The organism is Burkholderia sp. Bp8992, from assembly GCF_003853705.1.
Classification (GTDB): Bacteria; Pseudomonadota; Gammaproteobacteria; order Burkholderiales; family Burkholderiaceae; genus Burkholderia.
Genome location: NZ_QTQI01000011.1, coordinates 99141 through 116239, shown reverse-complemented (window position 1 = coordinate 116239; position 17099 = coordinate 99141). Strand labels below are relative to the sequence as shown.

Sequence of the window (17099 nt, the reverse complement as noted above, 5' to 3'; positions counted from 1 at the left end):
CGATGGACGTTGCCCGCGACACGCCCGCCCCGCTCAGCCGCGTACCCGACCTCGGCGAAGCGCCGCCCGGTTCCGCGCACGAGCGCGCGCTGGCGGAACTGTGGGAATCGGAACCCGGCTGGCGCGGCTGGCTCGGCACCGTCGACCACAAGCGCATCGGGCTCCGCTACATCGTCACGGCATTCGCGTTCCTGCTGCTCGGCGGCGTCGAGGCGCTCGTGATGCGCATCCAGCTCGCGCGGCCGAACGCGACGCTGCTCACGCCCGCGCAATACGATGCGCTGTTCACGATGCACGGCGTCACGATGATCTTCCTGTACGCGCTACCGGTGCTGTCCGGCTTCGCGAACTACCTGTGGCCGCTGATGCTCGGCTCGCGCGACATGGCGTTCCCGCGGCTCAACGCGTTCTCATACTGGTCGTTCCTGTTCGCCGGGCTGTTCCTGTACGCGAGCTTTCCGCTCGGCGCGGTGCCCGACGGCGGCTGGTTCAACTACGTGCCGCTCACGTCGCTCGACTACAGCGCCGGCGCGAACATCGACATCTATGCGCTCGGGATGATCCTGCTCGGCATCTCGACGACGGGCGGCGCCGCGAACTTCGTCGTCACGCTGCTGCGAATGCGCGCGCACGGGATGTCGATCGACCGGCTGCCGATCATCGTCTGGGGCACGCTGACCGCGTCGGTCGCGAACCTCGTCGCCGTGCCGTCGGTGAGCCTCGCGTTCCTGCTGTTGTGGCTCGACCGCAACGCGGGCACGCACTTCTTCGACGTCGCGCAAGGCGGCCGGCCGCTCCTGTGGCAACACCTGTTCTGGATGTTCGCGCATCCGTGGGTGTACGTCGTCGTGCTGCCCGCGATGGGGATCGTGTCGGACGCACTGCCGACCTTCTGCCGGCGGCCGCTCGTCGCGTACGAGGCCGTCGCGGTATCGACGGTCGCGACGATGCTGATCGGCTTCGAAGTGTGGGTCCACCACATGTTCGCGACCGGTATCGCGCCGCTCGCGCTCGCGTTCTTCGGCGCCGCGAGCATGCTGATCTCGATCCCGAGCGCGGTCGCGGTGTTCGCGTGGATCGCGACGATCTGGACGGGCCGCCCGGTGTTCCGCACGCCGTTCCTGTATTTCGCGGGCTTCGTGCTGATGTTCGTGATCGGCGGCGTGTCGGGCGTGATGACGGCCGCGGTGCCGCTCGACTGGCAGCTCACCGACACGTACTTCGTCGTCGCACACCTGCATTACGTGCTGCTCGGCATCAACGTGTTCCCGGTGCTCGGCGGCGTCGCGTACTGGTTCCCGAAATTCACCGGGCGGATGATGAACGAGCGGTTCGGCCGCTGGACCTTCTGGGTCGTCCTGGTCGGCTTCAACCTCGGCTTCTTCCCGATGCACCTCTCGGGGCTGCTCGGGATGCCGCGCCGCATCTATACCTATCCGTCCGGGATGGGCTGGGACACGTCGAACCTGCTGACGACGATCGGCTCGTTCGTGTTCGGGATCGGCATCGTGATGTTCGTCGTCAACGCGCTGGTGAGCGCACGGCGCGGCGCACGCGCCGGCGACAACCCGTGGGGCGCGCCCGGCCTCGAATGGTCGGTCGCGTCGCCGACGCCCGTGTACAACTTCGCGGTGCTGCCGCTCGTCGCGTCGCGGCACCCGCTGTGGGAAACGCGCGACGATCCGACGCGCACCACCATGCGCGTCGGCTACCGGCTCGCGGATGGGCGCGAGGCGCTCGCGGTCACGCCGCTTGCCGCGACGCCGGACGCGATCCTGAAGATGCCCGACGACAGCTGCGTGCCGTTCGTGCTCGCGCTGCTCGCGACCGGCGTGTTCGCGGCGATGCTCGTGCGCTCGCCCGCACTCGTCTGTGCGGCGGTTGCGGGTTGCACGATCGCGACCGGCGCGTGGCTGTGGCCGCGCCGCACGCTCGGACAACGCACGCGCCCGCCGGCCCGCGCCGACACGCAGGCGCCCGCCGGCGCGGCCGGGCTTCATCCGGACGAACCGCCGTCGGCGACGGTGCCGGCCGGCGCGCCGGCTGCCTGCATCGACCCGCTGCCCGTCGGCAGTTGCGGCGAGCGCGCGGGCGGCTGGTGGGGCGTACTGACGCTGATCGTGACCGAGGCCGGGCTGTTCGGCTACCTGCTGTTCTGCTACTTCTACCTGCAGTCGCAATCTTCCGCGCCGTGGCCGCCCGAAGGGATGCCGAAGCTCGCGCTCGCGGCCGGCAACACGGTCGTGCTGCTGTCGAGCAGCGTATTCGTGTGGCTCGCGGAGCGTGCGGTGCGGGCCGGGCGGCAGGCGCGCGCGGTCGCGATGCTCGCCGTCGCGCTGGTGCTCGGCGCCGCGTTCGCGCTCGTCCAGCTGCACGAATGGCGCGAGCATCCGTACGGCCCGACCGCGCACCTGTACGGCAGCCTCTATTTCACGATCACCGGGTTCCACCTTGCGCACGTGGTGGCGGGCCTCGTCATCCTCGCACTGCTCGCCGGCTGGACGACCGCCGGCTTCTTCGATCGCGAGCGGCGCGTCGCACTGACGGTCGGCGGGCTCTACTGGCACTTCGTCGACATCGTGTGGCTGTTCATCTTCACCGCGCTGTACGTGTCGCCGTTCTGGCTGAGGAGCGCGGGATGAACGACGCCCGACGCGCATGGACCCCGCTGCTCGCGATCGCCGCCGGCCTCGTCGGTGCGCCCGCGCTGTGGTTCGCGCAGATGCTGGTGTCGGAGACGCTTGCGTCCACCGCGTGTTATCCGCTCGGTGTCGCGCAAGCCGTGCCGCGCTGGGCGCATGTCGGCGTGTGGCTCGCGCTGATCGCCGCGGGCGCGTTCGCGCTGGCCGCGGCCTGCGCGACGTGGCTCGCACGCGCGTGGCGGCACCGGCACGATGCCGAGGCGTCCGTCGCGACGCGCGACGACAGTACGCGCTTTCTCGCGCGCTGCGGAATGCTTGCCGCGCTCGGTTTCGTGATCGGTCTCGTGTTTACGGGGATCGTCACCGCTTTCGTGGGGCCTTGCAGCCCATGGCGCTGATCTCGTTCGCTTCGTTCACGTTCCGAGTTCCGGGCCGCCGCGCGGGTGTCTTGCTCGCGATATGCGTCGCGCTCTGCGGATGCGACAGGCAGCGCGACGACAATGCGGCCTCGGCCGGCGAGACAGCCGGCGCCGCATCGGCGGCGGAAGCGCCCGAACCCGCGTCGGGCTGGCGGTTCGTACGGATTGGCGCGTCGGCGGCCGATGCCGGCGCGTCGATGTCCGCTCGCGCGAGAGACGATCCGCGGCTTTCCCGGTCGAGGGACGCGGCGCAGGGTTCGGCCGCGTCCGCCCCGCCGCCCGACGCCGCTTCCGCTTCGACCGCCCGCCGCCCGGTGATCGCCGCGGCTGCCGCGAGCGCCGACGCCGCGACGATCGCGCGCGGCCGCTACCTCGCGCTCGCCGGCGATTGCGCCGCGTGCCACGACGCGGCCGACCATACGCCGTACGCGGGCGGCCAGCCGGTGAATTCGCCGTTCGGGCCGATCTATGCGCCGAACATCACGCCGGACCCGGCGCACGGCATAGGCAACTACACGCTACGGCAGTTCGACGATGCCATGCGGCGCGGCGTGCGCGCGGACGGCAGCCGGCTGTATCCGGCCATGCCGTACCCGTCGTTCGCGCACCTGAGCGACGACGACGTGCGCGCGCTGTATGCGTATTTCATGCGCGGCGTCGCGCCATCCGCGAACGCGGCGAAGCTCACGCAGTTGTCGTTTCCGTTCAACCAGCGCTGGGCGCTCGGCCTCTGGAGCCTCGTGTTCTCGAACCGAGGCCGATTCACGCCGCAGCCGTCGCAATCGGCGCAATGGAATCGCGGCGCGTATCTCGTGCAGGGGCTCGGCCATTGCGGCGCATGCCATACGCCGCGCGGGCCGGCCTACAACGAACGCGGCTACGACGAGCGCAGCCCCGCGTTCCTGACCGGCGGCATCAACGACCACTGGTTCGCGCCGAACCTGACCGGCGCGGATACCGACGGCCTCGGCCGCTGGTCGGCCGACGACATCGCCGCGTTCCTGCGCAGCGGTCACGCGCAACGCGGCGCGGTATTCGGTGCGATGGCACCGGTCGTCAGCGAAAGCACCGCGTTGCTGACGGATGCCGACCGCCAGGCGATCGCCGTGTACCTGAAGTCGTTGCCCGCGCAACCGACTGCCGCGACGAATCCGCTGGGCGTCGGCGTGCCGCGGCTGACGGCCGCCGGGCCGCGTCCGGAAGGCGGTCAGCAGGCGCCGGGGGGCGGTGTGTACGTGGGGTTCTGTGCGCGTTGCCATGGTGCGGACGGCATGGGGGTGCGCGATCGGGGGCCGGCGCTTGCCGGGAATCCGGCCGTGCTCGCGGCGGATCCGACGAGTGCGATCCGCATCGTCGTCGAAGGCGCGCGGCCGGCGCCGGGCCAAACCGGGCCCGTGCGCCGGATGCCGGCAATGCGCGGCGCGCTGACGAGCAGCGAGATCGCGGCGGTGGTCAGCTATGTGCGCGGCGCGTGGGGGAATCGGGCGGCGCCGGTGTCGGAACGGGAGGTGAGGCGGTTGCGGGAGGCGATACATCGGTAGCGGCGTGCCGCACCGTTCGATGCCGACCGGATCAATACGGGTGGGCCGGCGCGAAGTTTGCAGCCCCTTGAGGACATCATCCGTGGGCCGCCGCACGTGCGTGCGAGCGCGCGCGCGAAGTCGGTTCAGGCGCGGGTGCGGCTTCGGCGGTCTGCGTGGTCGGCGCAACGGTCAGATGCAATCCCAACGCGGCGACAACCTTCATGATCGTTGCAAACTCCGCGTTCCCACCCTCCGACAACGCACGGTAGAGCGCTTCACGCTTCACACCGGACTCCCGCGCCAGCGCCGTCATGCCACGCGCCTTCGCGACGTTCCCGAGCGCGGCCTGGATCAGTCGAGGATCCCCGTCTTCGAACGCCTGCGCCAGATAGTGACGAATCGCTTCCTCATCCTTCAGGTACTTCGAGCCATCGAATTCGGCCAGTTCGCTGATTTTCATATTCAATCCTCCAGTTCGGCGGCGATTTGCTTCGCCGTCTTGATGTCCTTCTTCTGCGTCGACTTGTCCCCGCCACACAACACCACGACGATGATCTTTCCGCGCCGCACGAAGTAGGCCCGATACCCCGGCCCTACGTCGATCTTCATTTCATTGACGCCATCGCCGATGGTACGCCACTGGCCAAGGTTGCCGAGCTTTGCCCGCTCGAGGCGCAGGCTGATCGCGGCGCTGCCGACCGGGTCGCGAAGGCCGTCAAGCCATTTGTCGAATTGGGGGGTGGTCAGGACTTTGAACATGAATCGATTGTAACTCATGGGGGACAATTCGACTACTGCTCCGCGTTGCTCATCAGATCCGCAGGCACCGTGGACGCGCACTGGGCACGGCGCCGGGCATCGCAATCATTCGACGCTTGTCCGGTCCGACCGATCAGGTTCCGAAGTTATCGCTACCGGCTCGCAACAGCCTGCGCTTCCGGCGCCTGCCACCCACCGCCGAGCGCCTTGAACGCCGCGACCGCCGCGCGCGCCGATTCGGTTCGTGCCTGCACGCGCTCGTCCGATGCGCGCAGCAGGCTTTCATCGGCCTGCAACACTTCGATCAGGCTCACGACGCCTTTCTGGTACGCCGCAAATGACGCCGCCCTCGCGCGGCCAAGCGAATTGACGCCGTCGGCCAGAACGGCCGCCTGCTCGTCACGCTTGACGAGCGCCGAGAACGCGTTCTCGACGTCCTCGGTCGCATGCAATGCCGCGAGCCGATACGCGGCCAGCATTTCGGCATCCTGCCCTTTCGCCTGCGCGATTTGCGCATTGATCCGGCCGAAGTCGAACAGACGCCAGCGCAGGCCGAGCACGCCCGCCGCCTGGTTCGCGCCGCCGGCAAACAGATTGCCCGCGCCCATCGTGGTCGCGCTGCCGATCAGTCCGCTCAGCGAGAACTTCGGGTAATACTCGGCGATGGCCACGCCGATGCGGGCGTTCGATGCCGCCACACGCCGCTCGGCGACGATCAGGTCGGGTCGGCGCCGGAGCAGTTCACCGGGCGTGCCCGTCGCCGCGATCCGCGGCGCGACCGGAACTTCGCCGCCGGCGAGCAATGCCGCGCGATGCGTGCCGGGCTGTGCGCCGAGCATCACGTCGAGCGCATTCATCGCCGCGTCCAGCGCCGCTTCGAGCACCGGCACCGTGGCGCGAACCTGCGCGAGCGCGCCCTCGGCCTGCCTGACCTGAAGTTCCGCCGCGAGGCCCTTTCCATAGAGCAGATTGATGGTCGACAGCAGGTCCTGCTCGGTCTGCACCTGGTGCCGTGCGACTTCGAGGCGGCCCTGCAACCCGCGAATCGTGATGTAGGTGTCGGCGGTTTGCGCGGCGACCGCGAGCCGCGTCGCGACCGCCGCCGCTTCGGAGGCCTGATAATCGGCGAGCGCCGCTTCGCGGCCGCGGCGCAATCCGCCGAATACGTCCAGCTCCCAGCTCGCGTTGAAATCGGCCTCATAGTCGTTACCGTGACGGTCGAAACCGGGCGTCGCATTCAACACGCGCCCCAACGGTGTCTCGACCGACTGGTAGACGCGCGCCGCCTGGCCGCTCACGTTACCCGACGGCAGCAGCGCGGCATTCGCCGCACCGAGCCCCGCGCGCGCTTGCTCGACGCGCGCCGCGGCCTGGGCCAGATCGAGGTTCTGCGCGAGCGCGAGCGAGACGAATCGCGTCAGTTGAGGATCGCCGAAACCCGCCCACCACGTCGCGAGGTCGACGTCGGCAGCCGCGTGGCGCTGCTCCACGGCGCCCTGCCCCTGGAACCGCTCCGGCATCGCCACTTCCGGCCGCACATAGTCGGGACCGACGGCGCACCCCGCCGACAAGATGGCGGCCAGCGCCGCGGCAACGATGGGTTTGGGTAGCATGTGGGCATTAGCAAGAATCCGGTTGTGACTATAATACCAAATAGTCACTCGTTGTCCATTCCTGTCTGTTGCAGCCCATGAAAAAAATCGACCCTTCCCCGGCGCCCGCGCGCGGCCCGGCCGACCACGACGTCCGCGACCAGATCGTGGCCGCCGCCACCGAGCACTTCAGCCGGTACGGCTATGAAAAGACGACCGTGTCGGACCTCGCGAAGGCGATCGGCTTCTCGAAGGCCTATATCTACAAGTTCTTCGAGTCGAAACAGGCGATCGGGGAAATGATCTGCGCGAACTGCCTGCACGAGATCGAAACGGACGTGCGCGCGGCCGTCGCCGAGGCCGAGCTGCCCACCGAAAAGCTGCGCCGGATGTTCAAGGTCTTTACCGAAGCGAGCCTTCGGCTGTTCTTCCGCGACCGCAAGCTGTACGACATCGCCGCGTCGGCCGCCACCGGAAACTGGCCGTCGGTGCAGGCCTACGAGGCGCGCGTGCAGAAGCTGCTGCAGGACGTGCTGCAGGAAGGCCGGCAAAACGGCGAGTTCGAACGCAAGACGCCGCTGGACGAAACCGCGATGGCGATCTATCTGGTGATGCGCCCGTACCTGAATCCGCTGCTGCTGCAGTACAACCTCGACACCACCGACGCCGCGCCCGCTCAACTGTCCAGCCTCGTTCTCCGCAGCCTCGCGCCCTGATGCGTCACCACATGTGACCATTGACTATATTGGTCACTAGATACACAATGAAAGCCCCGATCACTTCGTCACTGGGTCTTTCATGGTTCGGCGTCGCCTCGCTCTCTTCGCAGTCGCTTCCGCACTGCCCCTCGCGCTAGCCGCCTGTAGCGGAAAAGCGCCTTCCGATCCGCGCACGGAGGCGCCGCTCGTGCGTACCGCCATCGTGCAGGCGGCCGTTCCCGCGTCCCGCGCGTTTACCGGAATCGTCGCCGCACGCGTGCAGAGCGACCTCGGCTTCCGGGTGCCCGGCAAGGTGCTGGAGCGGCTCGTCGATACCGGGCAAACCGTCCGGCGCGGCCAGCCGCTGATGCGGATCGATCCCGTCGACCTGAAGCTGGCGGCGCGCGCACGCGACGAAGCGGTGGCCGCCGCACGGGCACGCGCGCGGCAGACCGCCGAGGACGAAGCGCGCTACCGCGACCTGCGCGGCACCGGCGCGATATCGGCATCGGCCTATGACCAGGTCAAGGCGGCAGCCGATGCGGCGAAGGCGCAGCTGAGCGCCGCCGAGGCCGACGCCGACGTCGCGCGCAATGCGACCGGCTATGCGGACCTCGTCGCGGACGGCGACGGCGTCGTGATGGAAACGCTCGCGGAACCCGGCCAGGTCGTCAGCGCCGGCCAGCCGGTGGTGCGACTCGCGCACGCGGGCAGCCGCGAGGCCGTGATCCAGCTGCCCGAAACCCTGCGCCCGGCGGTCGGGTCGGTCGCGCAGGCCGGACTGTTCGGCAAGCCGGACGTCAGCGTCCCCGCGACGCTGCGCCAGCTTTCCGATACCGCGGATCCGGGAACCCGCACTTTCGAAGCGCGCTACGTGCTGCAGGGCACGCTGGCGAACGCACCGCTGGGCGCGACCGTCACGATCCGCCTGCCGGACGACGCGCGCACCGCATCGCAAGGCGGCCTGCAGGTGCCGATCGGCGCGCTGCTGGACGCGGGCAAAGGGCCCGGCGTGTGGATCGTCGCCGGCGAACCGGCCAAGGTGGCGTGGCGGCCGGTCAAGGTCGAGCATCTCGACGACGACAGCGCGCGCGTGTCCGGTGCGCTGAAGCAAGGCGAACGCGTCGTCGCGCTCGGCGCGCAGCTGCTGCGCGAAGGCGAGCCGGTCCGCGTGTCCGCGCAGGCCATCGCGGTCGCGGACGAAGGAGTACGGCCGTGAGCGAACGCCGCTTCAACCTGTCGGCGCTCGCCGTGCGCGAGCGTGCGATCACGCTGTTCCTGATCTGCCTGATTTCGCTCGCGGGGCTCGTATCGTTCTTCAAGCTGGGCCGCGCGGAAGACCCGGCATTCACGATCAAGGTGATGACCATCGTCACCGCGTGGCCGGGCGCCACCGCGCAGGAAATGCACGATCAGGTCGCCGAAAAGATCGAAAAGCGCATGCAGGAGCTGCGCTGGTACGACCGCACCGAGACCTATACGCGTCCCGGCCTGGCGATCACGACGCTGACGCTGCTCGACAGCACGCCGCCATCGGAGGTACAGGAGCAGTTCTACCAGGCGCGCAAGAAGATCGGCGACGAGGCGAACGATCTGCCGGCCGGCGTGATCGGCCCGATGGTCAACGACGAATACGCGGACGTGACGTTCGGGCTGTTCGCGCTGAAGGCCAGGGGCGAACCGCAGCGCCTGCTGGTGCGCGACGCCGAAACGCTGCGCCAGCGGCTGCTGCACGTGCCCGGCGTGAAGAAGGTCGACATCATCGGCGAGCAGCCCGAGCGCATCTACGTCCAGCTGTCGCACGAGCGGCTCGCGACGCTCGGCGTGAGCCCGCAGGAAGTGTTCGCCGCGCTCAACGGCCAGAACGCGCTGACGCCGGCCGGCTCCGTCGAGACGCGCGGGCCGGAGATCTTCATTCGCGTCGACGGCGCGTTCGACAAGCTGCAGAAGATTCGCGACACGCCGATCGTCTCACGGGGCCGCACGCTGAAACTGTCGGACATCGCCACCGTCGAGCGCGGCTACGAAGATCCGTCGACGTTCGTGATCCGCAACAACGGCGAACCCGCGCTGCTGCTGGGCATCGTGATGCGCGACGGCTGGAACGGGCTCGACCTCGGCCGCGCGCTGGACCGCGAAGTCGGCGCGATCAATGCGGGGCTGCCGCTCGGCATGAGCCTGACCAAGGTCACCGATCAATCCGTGAACATCAGCTCGGCCGTCGACGAGTTCATGGTCAAGTTCTTCGCCGCGCTGCTCGTCGTCATGCTGGTGAGCTTCGTCAGCATGGGCTGGCGCGTGGGCCTCGTCGTCGCCGCGGCCGTGCCGCTGACGCTGGCCGCGGTATTCGTCGTGATGGCCGCCACCGGCAAGAACTTCGACCGCATCACGCTCGGCTCGCTGATCCTCGCGCTCGGCCTGCTGGTCGACGACGCCATCATTGCCATCGAAATGATGGTCGTGAAGATGGAGGAAGGCTACGATCGCGTGGCCGCGTCGGCCTACGCGTGGAGCCACACGGCCGCGCCGATGCTGGCCGGCACGCTGGTGACCGCGGTCGGCTTCATGCCGAACGGCTTCGCGCGCTCCACCGCCGGTGAATACACCAGCAACATGTTCTGGATCGTCGGGATCGCGCTGATCGCATCGTGGGTCGTCGCGGTGGCGTTCACGCCGTACCTCGGTGTGAAGATGCTGCCCGAGTTCAAGAAGATCGAAGGCGGTCACGATGCAATCTACGATACGCCGCGCTACAACCGCTTCCGCCGGTTGCTGACCCGCGTGATTGCACGCAAATGGCTGGTTGCCGGGTCCGTCGTCGGCCTGTTTGTACTCGCCATTCTCGGGATGGCCGTCGTCAAGAAGCAGTTCTTCCCGATCTCCGATCGCCCCGAGGTCCTCGTCGAGGTGCAGATGCCGTACGGGACGTCGATTTCGCAGACGAGCGCCGCCGCGTCGAAGGTCGAAGCGTGGCTCGCCAGGCAGAAGGAAGCGAGGATCGTCACCACGTACGTCGGCCAGGGCGCGCCGCGCTTCTATCTGGCGATGGGACCGGAGCTGCCCGATCCGTCGTTCGCGAAGATCGTGGTACGCACGGACAGCCAGGACGAGCGCGACGCGTTGAAAGCGCGGCTGCGTCGCGCCGTCGCCGACGGCCTCACGCCCGAAGCGCGCGTGCGCGTCACGCAGCTCGTGTTCGGCCCGTATTCGCCGTTCCCGGTGGCGTATCGGATCACCGGCCCCGACCCCGACAGGTTGCGCGGCATCGCGGCCGAGGTGCGGCACCTGATGACCGGCAGCCCGATGATGCGCACCGTCAACGCCGACTGGGGCACGCGCGCGCCGACGCTGCACTTCACGTTGCAGCAGGATCGCCTGCAGGCCGTCGGGTTGACGTCCAGCGCGGTCGCGCAGCAGTTGCAGTTCCTGCTCACCGGTGTGCCCGTCACCGCGGTGCGCGAGGATATCCGGACCGTGCAGGTGATCGCGCGTTCGGGCGGCGACGCGCGGCTCGACCCGGCGCGGCTCGACGACTTCACGCTCGCCGGCGCGAACGGGCAGCGCATTCCGCTGTCGCAGGTCGGCAAGGTCGACGTGCGGATGGAGGAACCGATCATGCGCTGGCGCGATCGCGTGCCGACGATCACGGTGCGCGGCGACATCGCCGACGGCTTGCAGCCGCCGGACGTATCGGCCGCAATCACGAAGCAGCTGCAGCCGATCATGGCCAGGTTGCCGAGCGGTTATCGAATCGAGGAAGCGGGCTCCATCGAGGAATCGGGCAAGGCGACGACGGCGATGCTGCCGCTGTTCCCGATCATGCTGGCGATCACGCTCGTCATCATCATCTTCCAGGTGCGCTCGATCTCGGCGATGGTGATGGTGTTCTTGACGAGCCCGCTCGGGCTGATCGGCGTGGTGCCCACGCTGATCCTGTTCCGGCAGCCGTTCGGCATCAACGCGCTGGTCGGCCTGATTGCACTATCGGGGATCCTGATGCGCAACACGCTGATCCTGATCGGGCAGATCCATCAGAACGAACAGGCGGGACTGGATCCGTTCCATGCGGTCGTCGAAGCGACCGTGCAGCGGGCGCGCCCGGTGATCCTGACCGCCATGGCCGCCGTGCTCGCGTTCATTCCGCTCACGCATTCGGTGTTCTGGGGCACACTCGCGTACACGCTGATCGGCGGCACGTTCGCCGGAACCGTCCTCACGCTGGTGTTCCTGCCGGCGATGTACGCGATCTGGTACAGGATCCGGCCGGGCCATTCCGCCGGTGCGCGCCACGGCCGGCATGAACCGGCATTGCCTGCCGAACCAGCACTTCAGACCGCGCTGGATGCGCGTAATTGACCCCCCATTCATCGCATCGAAGGAAACAGCCATGTCGAACTCCATCGTTGTCGTCGTGACCGGCGTGTCGTCGGGCATCGGGCGCGCCGCCGCGGAAAAATTCGCCAGACGCGGGTGTCGCGTATTCGGCACCGTGCGCAGCATCGCCCGGACGGCACCCGTCGCCGGCGTCGAGCTGATCGAGATGGACGTGCGCGACGATGCGTCCGTTCGCGCCGGAATCCAGACGATCATCGAGCGAGCCGCGCGTATCGACGTGCTCGTCAACAACGCGGGCACGAGCCTGATCGGCGCGGTGGAAGAAACGTCGGTGGACGAAGCGGCCGCCCTGTTCGACACCAACGTCTTCAGCATCGTGCGCACCGTGCAGGCGGTGCTGCCTCACATGCGCGCACGGCGCAGCGGACGCATCGTCAACGTGAGTTCGGTGCTCGGCTTCTTGCCGGCACCGTACATGGGGCTCTATTCGGCGTCCAAGCATGCGGTCGAAGGGCTGACCGAAACGCTCGATCACGAGGTGCGCCAGTTCGGCATCCGCGCGACGCTGGTCGAACCGTCGTTTACGCGCACCAGTCTCGACGTCAATGCGCCGCGCGCGAACGCGAAGATCGCCGACTACGACCGCGAACGCGCGCTGGCGTCGCAGGCTGTCGTCGACGGCGTGCAAGCCGCGCCCGAACCCGACGGCGTCGCCGCCACCATCGTGGACGCGGCGCTCGGCGCGTGGCGGATGCGGCGCACGCCGAACGGCGAGGCATCGCTATTGCGCCAATTGCGGCGCTTCATGCCGGCCGGCCCGGTCGATTCGAGCCTGCGGAAGAAATTCGGGCTCGGGTGACGGGACGATAGATGACGCGATATCGGCGGCAAGCGCGATGCCCGTCGATCAGCCTCGCAGCACCGCCACCGCCTTGATCTCGACGATATAGCCGGGCGAGCCGCCCAGCATGTGCGCGCCGACCGCCGTCCATGCCGGCTTCGGATGCGCGCCGAGATAGCGGTCGCGCACCTGCATGAAGAGCGGCAGGTCGCGCATGTCGGTATGGAACGTGGTCAGGTCGACCACGTCGTCGAACGATGTGCCGGCCGCTTCCAGTACCTGCTTCAGGTTCTCGAACGCCTGCACGATCTGCGCTTCGCGGCCTTCGACCAGCTGCATCGCCGCGTCGCGGCCGATCTGGCCGGACACGTACAGCGTGTCGCCGACCCGAAGGCCCGGCGCGTAGCCGATTTTCTCGTACACCGCTTCCATTCCCGCCGGAACGACGGCTTTGCGATCACGCATGGATGTCTCCGTAGCCGGCGTCGGCGCGCCGGCCGTGTGGTTGTCGATGAGGGTTGTCGATGAAGTCTGTCGATGAACGATGGCAAGCGGCGCGCCGCTCAACCCGTATCGCCGCCCGCGACCGGCAGCACCGTGCCGGTGATGTAGCTTGCCTCGTCGGACGCGAGGAACAGGATCGGCGCGATCTGCTCGTCGAGGCTGCCGTAGCGCTTGAAATACGACGAGTCAGTCACCTGCTGCACGGCCTCGCCCATCCACGCCTGTTCCTGCTCGGTGTCGCCCGCCGCATTGCGCGGCACGCGGCGCGGCGGCGCTTGCGTGCCGCCGGGCGCGGTGGCCACGACGCGAATGTTGTGTTCCGCGTACTCCATCGCGAGCGCCGACGTCAATGCATTGACGCCGCCTTTCGCCGCCGAGTACGGCACGCGGCGGATCCCGCGCGTCGCGTTCGACGACACGTTGACGATCGTGCCGCCGCCGCGCGCGAGCAGGTGCGGCAGCACCGCGTGACAGGCATAGAGTGTCGGCATCAGCGAGCGGCGGATTTCCGCGTCGATCTGCGCCGGCTCGAATTCGGCGAACGGGCGCATGCGAATCGCGCCGCCGACGCCGTTGATCAGGATGTCGATGCCGCCGAACACCTGCGCCGCGTACGCGATCGCCGCGTGCGCGCCTTCGTAGGTTTCGAGATCGGCGACGAAGCCGGCCGTCTCGCCGCCGGTCGCCTCGGCCGCCACCTCGGCGACGAAGTCTGCACGATCGACGAACAGCACCCTGCCGCCCTCGGCCGCCGCGCGCAGCGCGACGCCTCGGCCGATGCCCTGTGCCGCGCCGGTGACGACGACGACCTTGCCGGAGAATCGTTGCATGGTCATGCCGCCTTTGCCGTGACGTTGGGGGTGAACTTCTCGTAGTGGAAGCTGTTCGGCTTCACGCCTTCGTCGTCGAAGTACTTGCGCACCGCGTCGACCATCGGCGGCGGCCCGCACAGGTACACGTCGACATCGCCGTCGTTCAGCGCATCGGCCGGGATGTGCTGCGTGACCCAGCCCTTGCGCGGATGGCTCGACGCGGCATCCGCGACGACCGTCGAAAAGCTGAAGTTCGGCAGTTTCGCCGCAACCGCTTCGATCGCGTCGACCAGCACGAGATCGAGATCGCGCGTCACGCCGTAGATCAGGTGCACCTTCTGCTGCGAGCCGCTGCGCGCCAGCACTTCGAGCATCGACAGGAACGGCGCGAGGCCCGTGCCGCCGGCGAGGAACAGCAGCGGCCGCTGCACGTCGCGCAGGTAGAAGCTGCCGAGCGGGCCGTGCAACTGCAGCGTGTCGCCCGGCTGCGCCGATTCGAGCCACGTGCTCATCACGCCGCCGGGAATCTTCTTGATCAGGAAGCTGACCTTTGCGTCGGCCGGTGCCGACGAGAACGAATACGAGCGGTGCTGGCCGCTCGCGGGCACGTCGATGTTCACGTACTGCCCCGGCAGGAACACGGGTGCGGCCGCGCCGACGTCGAGTTCGAGCACGACGGCCGCATCGTTGTGCTGCTCGACCTTCGTGACCGTCGCGGCAAAGCCGCTCTGGCCGGTCTTGCACGCGACCGACGAGGTCGGCACCGCGATCACGCAATCGCTCTGCGGCACCATCTGGCACGTCAGTACGAGGCCGCCGTCCTTCTCGTCCTCGGTGAGCGCGTCGTCGATGTAGTCGTCGCCGAGGTCGTAGCTGCCGCTTTCGGCGCGGCACTTGCAGGTGCCGCATACGCCGTCGGAGCAATCCATCGGCAGGTTGATCTTCGCGCGGAAGGCCGCGTCGAGAACCTTCTCGCCGGCCTTGCAATCGATGAAGCGGGTTACCCCGTCCTCGAAATTCAGTGCAATCTTGTAGCTGGACATGGCGTCACCTCCACTTCCTTTCATGACATGGCAACGAGCGTCAGACGTGATACACGTCGAGCACCTGCCGGATGTAGTCGTTCTTCAGCACGATCTTCTTGTGCGAAATCAGCAGCGCATCGCCAGCCCGGCGCAACGTGACGAACATCGTGCCGAAGAAGTGATCGGTCACGCGGTAGCGATGGTTCAGCGTGTGAAAGTTGTAGCGCACGTCCACTTCGTCATCGCGCTCGGCCAGCACCTCGACGTTCGTCACGTTGTGGCTGGTACGCGGCTCGGGCGTCGACGCGCCGCTGCGCTCGGTCTTGATCCGGAACACGCGATCCTCGAGGCCGCCGCGGTCCGGGTAATACATCAGCGAGATCTGGCTCTGGTGATCGTCGGTCGGTCGGTCGTCGTCGTCCCATGCGGGCATCCAGTACGTGACGTCTTCCGTGTAGCAGGTCAGCCACTCGTCCCACTGACGATCGTCGAGCAGGCGCGCTTCGCGATACAGCGCCGCGCAAATGGTCCGGTAATCGAAGCTCATGCCGCCACCTCCCCGCGTTCCTTCTTCAGCGCATCGCGCATCACGTTCACCCAATGTTCGTGCTGGCACACGAACAGCCCTTCGTCCTCGCTGCGCTCGCCCGAGATGCGCGGGTTCAGCCCCATCTTCTTCGCGTTATCGTCCGGCCCGTGTACCCACAGCGGCGCGCCGCGCGACAGGTCGTTCCACATCGCCGTGATGCCCGCATAGCCGGCCTGGCACGCGCGGAATTCTTCCAGGTCGTCGGCCGTGCCCATGCCCGTCACGTTGAAGAAATCCTCGTACTGGCGAATCCGCGTCGTGCGATCGGTTTCGCTCTCGCCCTTCGGCGCGAAGCAGAAGATGCTGACTTCGGTCTTGTCGACATCGAGCGGCCGCACCACGCGGATCTGCGTGCTGAACTGGTCCATCAGGAACACGTTCGGGTACACGCACAGGTTGCGCGTCTGGTTCACGATGAAATCGGCCTGCACGTCGCCGACGCGCGCCTTGATTTCGTCACGATGCTGGTACACGGGCCGCACTTCCGGATTCATCGTCTTGGTCCACAGCAGGATGTGGCCGTTGTCGAACCCGTACACGCCCGCGACCGACTTGCTCCAGCTGTTCGCGTCGACAGCCTTGGTGCCGTCTTCCTTGCGGCGGCCCATCGTCGCCGCGTAGTTCCAGTGCACGGTGCTGACGTGGTAGCCGTCGCAGCCGTTCTCCATCTGCATCTTCCAGTTGCCTTCGTAGATGTAGGACGAGTTGCCGCGCAGCACTTCGAGCCCGTTCGGCGCCTGGTCGACGATCTGGTCGATGATCACGCGCGCTTCGCCGAGGTAGTCCTCGAGCGGCAGCACGTCGGCGTTGAGGCTGCCGAACAGGAACCCGCGATAGTTCGCGAAGCGTGCGACCTTCTTCAGGTCGTGCGAACCATGCGTGTTGAACTGCACCGGATACTCGGTCGTCTTCTCGTCCTTCACCTTCAGCAGCTTGCCGGTGTTCGAGAAGGTCCAGCCGTGGAACGGGCAGGTAAAGCTGCCCTTGTTGCCGTGCTTGCGGCGGCACAGCATCGCGCCCTTGTGCGCGCACGCATTGATGACCGCATGCAGCTCGCCGGTCTTGTCGCGCGTGATCACGATCGGCTGGCGGCCGATCCACGTCGTGTAGTAGTCGTTGTTGGCCGGAATCTGGCTTTCGTGCGCTAGGTACACCCAGTTGCTCTCGAAGATGTGCTTCATCTCGAGCTCGTACAGTGCCACGTTCGTGAAGATGTCGCGGCGGCAACGGAAAATTCCGTTCTCCTTGTCATCCTGCACGGCGGTTTCCAGCAGGTGATCCAGCTCGTTGGTGTGGTCGATCGTGGCGGACATGTTGACTCCTCCCATGCGCGTGCCGCGTCCTGCAAGCACGCTCGCAT

At 67.7% G+C, this 17099-nt stretch carries 15 protein-coding genes; 7 read left to right on the top strand and 8 right to left on the bottom strand.

Going from position 1 to position 17099, the window contains the following annotated elements; translation table 11 throughout:
- The first annotated feature begins 2 nt into the window (after window positions 1-2).
- Genes ctaD through DIE03_RS17920 form a run of 3 tightly spaced genes read left to right on the top strand, consistent with a single transcriptional unit; the run spans window position 3 to window position 4602 of the window.
- Window positions 3-2642 carry a cytochrome c oxidase subunit I gene (ctaD, locus tag DIE03_RS17930; RefSeq protein ID WP_124452593.1) on the top strand — a complete coding sequence of 880 codons (2640 nt, stop codon included), beginning with the start codon at window positions 3-5 and terminating at the stop codon, window positions 2640-2642.
- Window positions 2639-3040, top strand: a complete 402-nt coding sequence (locus DIE03_RS17925; protein WP_124452591.1) for a cytochrome C oxidase subunit I — start codon at window positions 2639-2641, stop codon at window positions 3038-3040. The genes ctaD and DIE03_RS17925 overlap by 4 nt, the downstream gene beginning before the upstream one ends.
- Window positions 3031-4602: a cytochrome c gene (locus DIE03_RS17920; RefSeq protein ID WP_124452589.1), complete on the top strand. Its 1572-nt coding sequence runs from the start codon at window positions 3031-3033 to the stop codon at window positions 4600-4602. Before DIE03_RS17925 ends, DIE03_RS17920 begins: the two co-directional genes overlap by 10 nt.
- Before the next feature lie 76 nt (window positions 4603-4678).
- On the opposite strand, the gene DIE03_RS17915 is transcribed toward DIE03_RS17920, so the two are convergent.
- The 3 genes from DIE03_RS17915 to DIE03_RS17905 all read right to left on the bottom strand — a co-directional run bounded on the left by DIE03_RS17915 (window position 4679) and on the right by DIE03_RS17905 (window position 6956).
- Complete coding sequence (locus tag DIE03_RS17915) at window positions 4679-5044, bottom strand: addiction module antidote protein (protein WP_124452587.1); 366 nt, start codon at window positions 5042-5044, stop codon at window positions 4679-4681.
- 2 nt (window positions 5045-5046) lie between these two features.
- Window positions 5047-5343 carry a type II toxin-antitoxin system RelE/ParE family toxin gene (locus DIE03_RS17910; protein ID WP_185658178.1) on the bottom strand — a complete coding sequence of 99 codons (297 nt, stop codon included), beginning with the start codon at window positions 5341-5343 and terminating at the stop codon, window positions 5047-5049.
- Window positions 5344-5495: 152 nt separating this feature from the next.
- Window positions 5496-6956, bottom strand: coding sequence for an efflux transporter outer membrane subunit (locus tag DIE03_RS17905; RefSeq protein ID WP_124452583.1), 1461 nt, complete (start codon window positions 6954-6956; stop codon window positions 5496-5498).
- Between the two features lie 77 nt (window positions 6957-7033).
- Here DIE03_RS17905 and DIE03_RS17900 point away from each other — a divergent pair, with 77 nt between their 5' ends.
- The 4 genes from DIE03_RS17900 (at window position 7034) to DIE03_RS17885 (ending at window position 12827) form a co-directional block, all read left to right on the top strand.
- Entirely contained in the window at window positions 7034-7651 is a 618-nt protein-coding gene (locus tag DIE03_RS17900) for a TetR/AcrR family transcriptional regulator (protein WP_124452581.1), read from the top strand.
- Between the two features lie 82 nt (window positions 7652-7733).
- Complete coding sequence (locus DIE03_RS17895; protein WP_124452579.1) at window positions 7734-8852, top strand: efflux RND transporter periplasmic adaptor subunit; 1119 nt, start codon at window positions 7734-7736, stop codon at window positions 8850-8852.
- Complete coding sequence (locus DIE03_RS17890) at window positions 8849-11989, top strand: efflux RND transporter permease subunit (RefSeq protein ID WP_124452577.1); 3141 nt, start codon at window positions 8849-8851, stop codon at window positions 11987-11989. The genes DIE03_RS17895 and DIE03_RS17890 overlap by 4 nt, the downstream gene beginning before the upstream one ends.
- 31 nt (window positions 11990-12020) lie before the next feature.
- The gene (locus tag DIE03_RS17885; protein WP_124452575.1) at window positions 12021-12827 is read left to right on the top strand and encodes an oxidoreductase; all 807 of its coding nucleotides are present in this window, start codon (window positions 12021-12023) and stop codon (window positions 12825-12827) included.
- Window positions 12828-12875: 48 nt separating this feature from the next.
- On the opposite strand, the gene DIE03_RS17880 is transcribed toward DIE03_RS17885, so the two are convergent.
- The 5 genes from DIE03_RS17880 to DIE03_RS17860 all read right to left on the bottom strand — a co-directional run bounded on the left by DIE03_RS17880 (window position 12876) and on the right by DIE03_RS17860 (window position 17052).
- Window positions 12876-13274: a RidA family protein gene (locus tag DIE03_RS17880; RefSeq protein WP_124452573.1), complete on the bottom strand. Its 399-nt coding sequence runs from the start codon at window positions 13272-13274 to the stop codon at window positions 12876-12878.
- Window positions 13275-13372: 98 nt separating this feature from the next.
- Window positions 13373-14149: a benzoate diol dehydrogenase BenD gene (gene benD, locus DIE03_RS17875; protein ID WP_124452571.1), complete on the bottom strand. Its 777-nt coding sequence runs from the start codon at window positions 14147-14149 to the stop codon at window positions 13373-13375.
- Window positions 14146-15168, bottom strand: a complete 1023-nt coding sequence (benC, locus tag DIE03_RS17870) for a benzoate 1,2-dioxygenase electron transfer component BenC (protein WP_124452569.1) — start codon at window positions 15166-15168, stop codon at window positions 14146-14148. The genes benD and benC overlap by 4 nt, the downstream gene beginning before the upstream one ends.
- Window positions 15169-15208: 40 nt before the next feature.
- Window positions 15209-15697: a benzoate 1,2-dioxygenase small subunit gene (gene benB, locus DIE03_RS17865; protein WP_124452567.1), complete on the bottom strand. Its 489-nt coding sequence runs from the start codon at window positions 15695-15697 to the stop codon at window positions 15209-15211.
- Window positions 15694-17052, bottom strand: coding sequence for a Rieske 2Fe-2S domain-containing protein (locus DIE03_RS17860; protein WP_124452565.1), 1359 nt, complete (start codon window positions 17050-17052; stop codon window positions 15694-15696). The genes benB and DIE03_RS17860 overlap by 4 nt, the downstream gene beginning before the upstream one ends.
- Between the last annotated feature and the right edge of the window lie 47 nt (window positions 17053-17099).

Coding starts and splice junctions, on each gene's coding strand:
- DIE03_RS17860 (WP_124452565.1), bottom strand. CDS start 17,052: ATGTCCGCCACGATCGACCACACCAACGAGCTGGATCACCTGCTGGAA.
- DIE03_RS17915 (WP_124452587.1), bottom strand. CDS start 5,044: ATGAAAATCAGCGAACTGGCCGAATTCGATGGCTCGAAGTACCTGAAG.
- DIE03_RS17900 (WP_124452581.1), top strand. CDS start 7,034: ATGAAAAAAATCGACCCTTCCCCGGCGCCCGCGCGCGGCCCGGCCGAC.
- DIE03_RS17905 (WP_124452583.1), bottom strand. CDS start 6,956: ATGCTACCCAAACCCATCGTTGCCGCGGCGCTGGCCGCCATCTTGTCG.
- DIE03_RS17880 (WP_124452573.1), bottom strand. CDS start 13,274: ATGCGTGATCGCAAAGCCGTCGTTCCGGCGGGAATGGAAGCGGTGTAC.
- DIE03_RS17895 (WP_124452579.1), top strand. CDS start 7,734: ATGGTTCGGCGTCGCCTCGCTCTCTTCGCAGTCGCTTCCGCACTGCCC.
- DIE03_RS17910 (WP_185658178.1), bottom strand. CDS start 5,343: ATGTTCAAAGTCCTGACCACCCCCCAATTCGACAAATGGCTTGACGGC.
- benD (WP_124452571.1), bottom strand. CDS start 14,149: ATGACCATGCAACGATTCTCCGGCAAGGTCGTCGTCGTCACCGGCGCG.
- DIE03_RS17920 (WP_124452589.1), top strand. CDS start 3,031: ATGGCGCTGATCTCGTTCGCTTCGTTCACGTTCCGAGTTCCGGGCCGC.
- DIE03_RS17925 (WP_124452591.1), top strand. CDS start 2,639: ATGAACGACGCCCGACGCGCATGGACCCCGCTGCTCGCGATCGCCGCC.
- benB (WP_124452567.1), bottom strand. CDS start 15,697: ATGAGCTTCGATTACCGGACCATTTGCGCGGCGCTGTATCGCGAAGCG.
- ctaD (WP_124452593.1), top strand. CDS start 3: ATGGACGTTGCCCGCGACACGCCCGCCCCGCTCAGCCGCGTACCCGAC.
- benC (WP_124452569.1), bottom strand. CDS start 15,168: ATGTCCAGCTACAAGATTGCACTGAATTTCGAGGACGGGGTAACCCGC.
- DIE03_RS17885 (WP_124452575.1), top strand. CDS start 12,021: ATGTCGAACTCCATCGTTGTCGTCGTGACCGGCGTGTCGTCGGGCATC.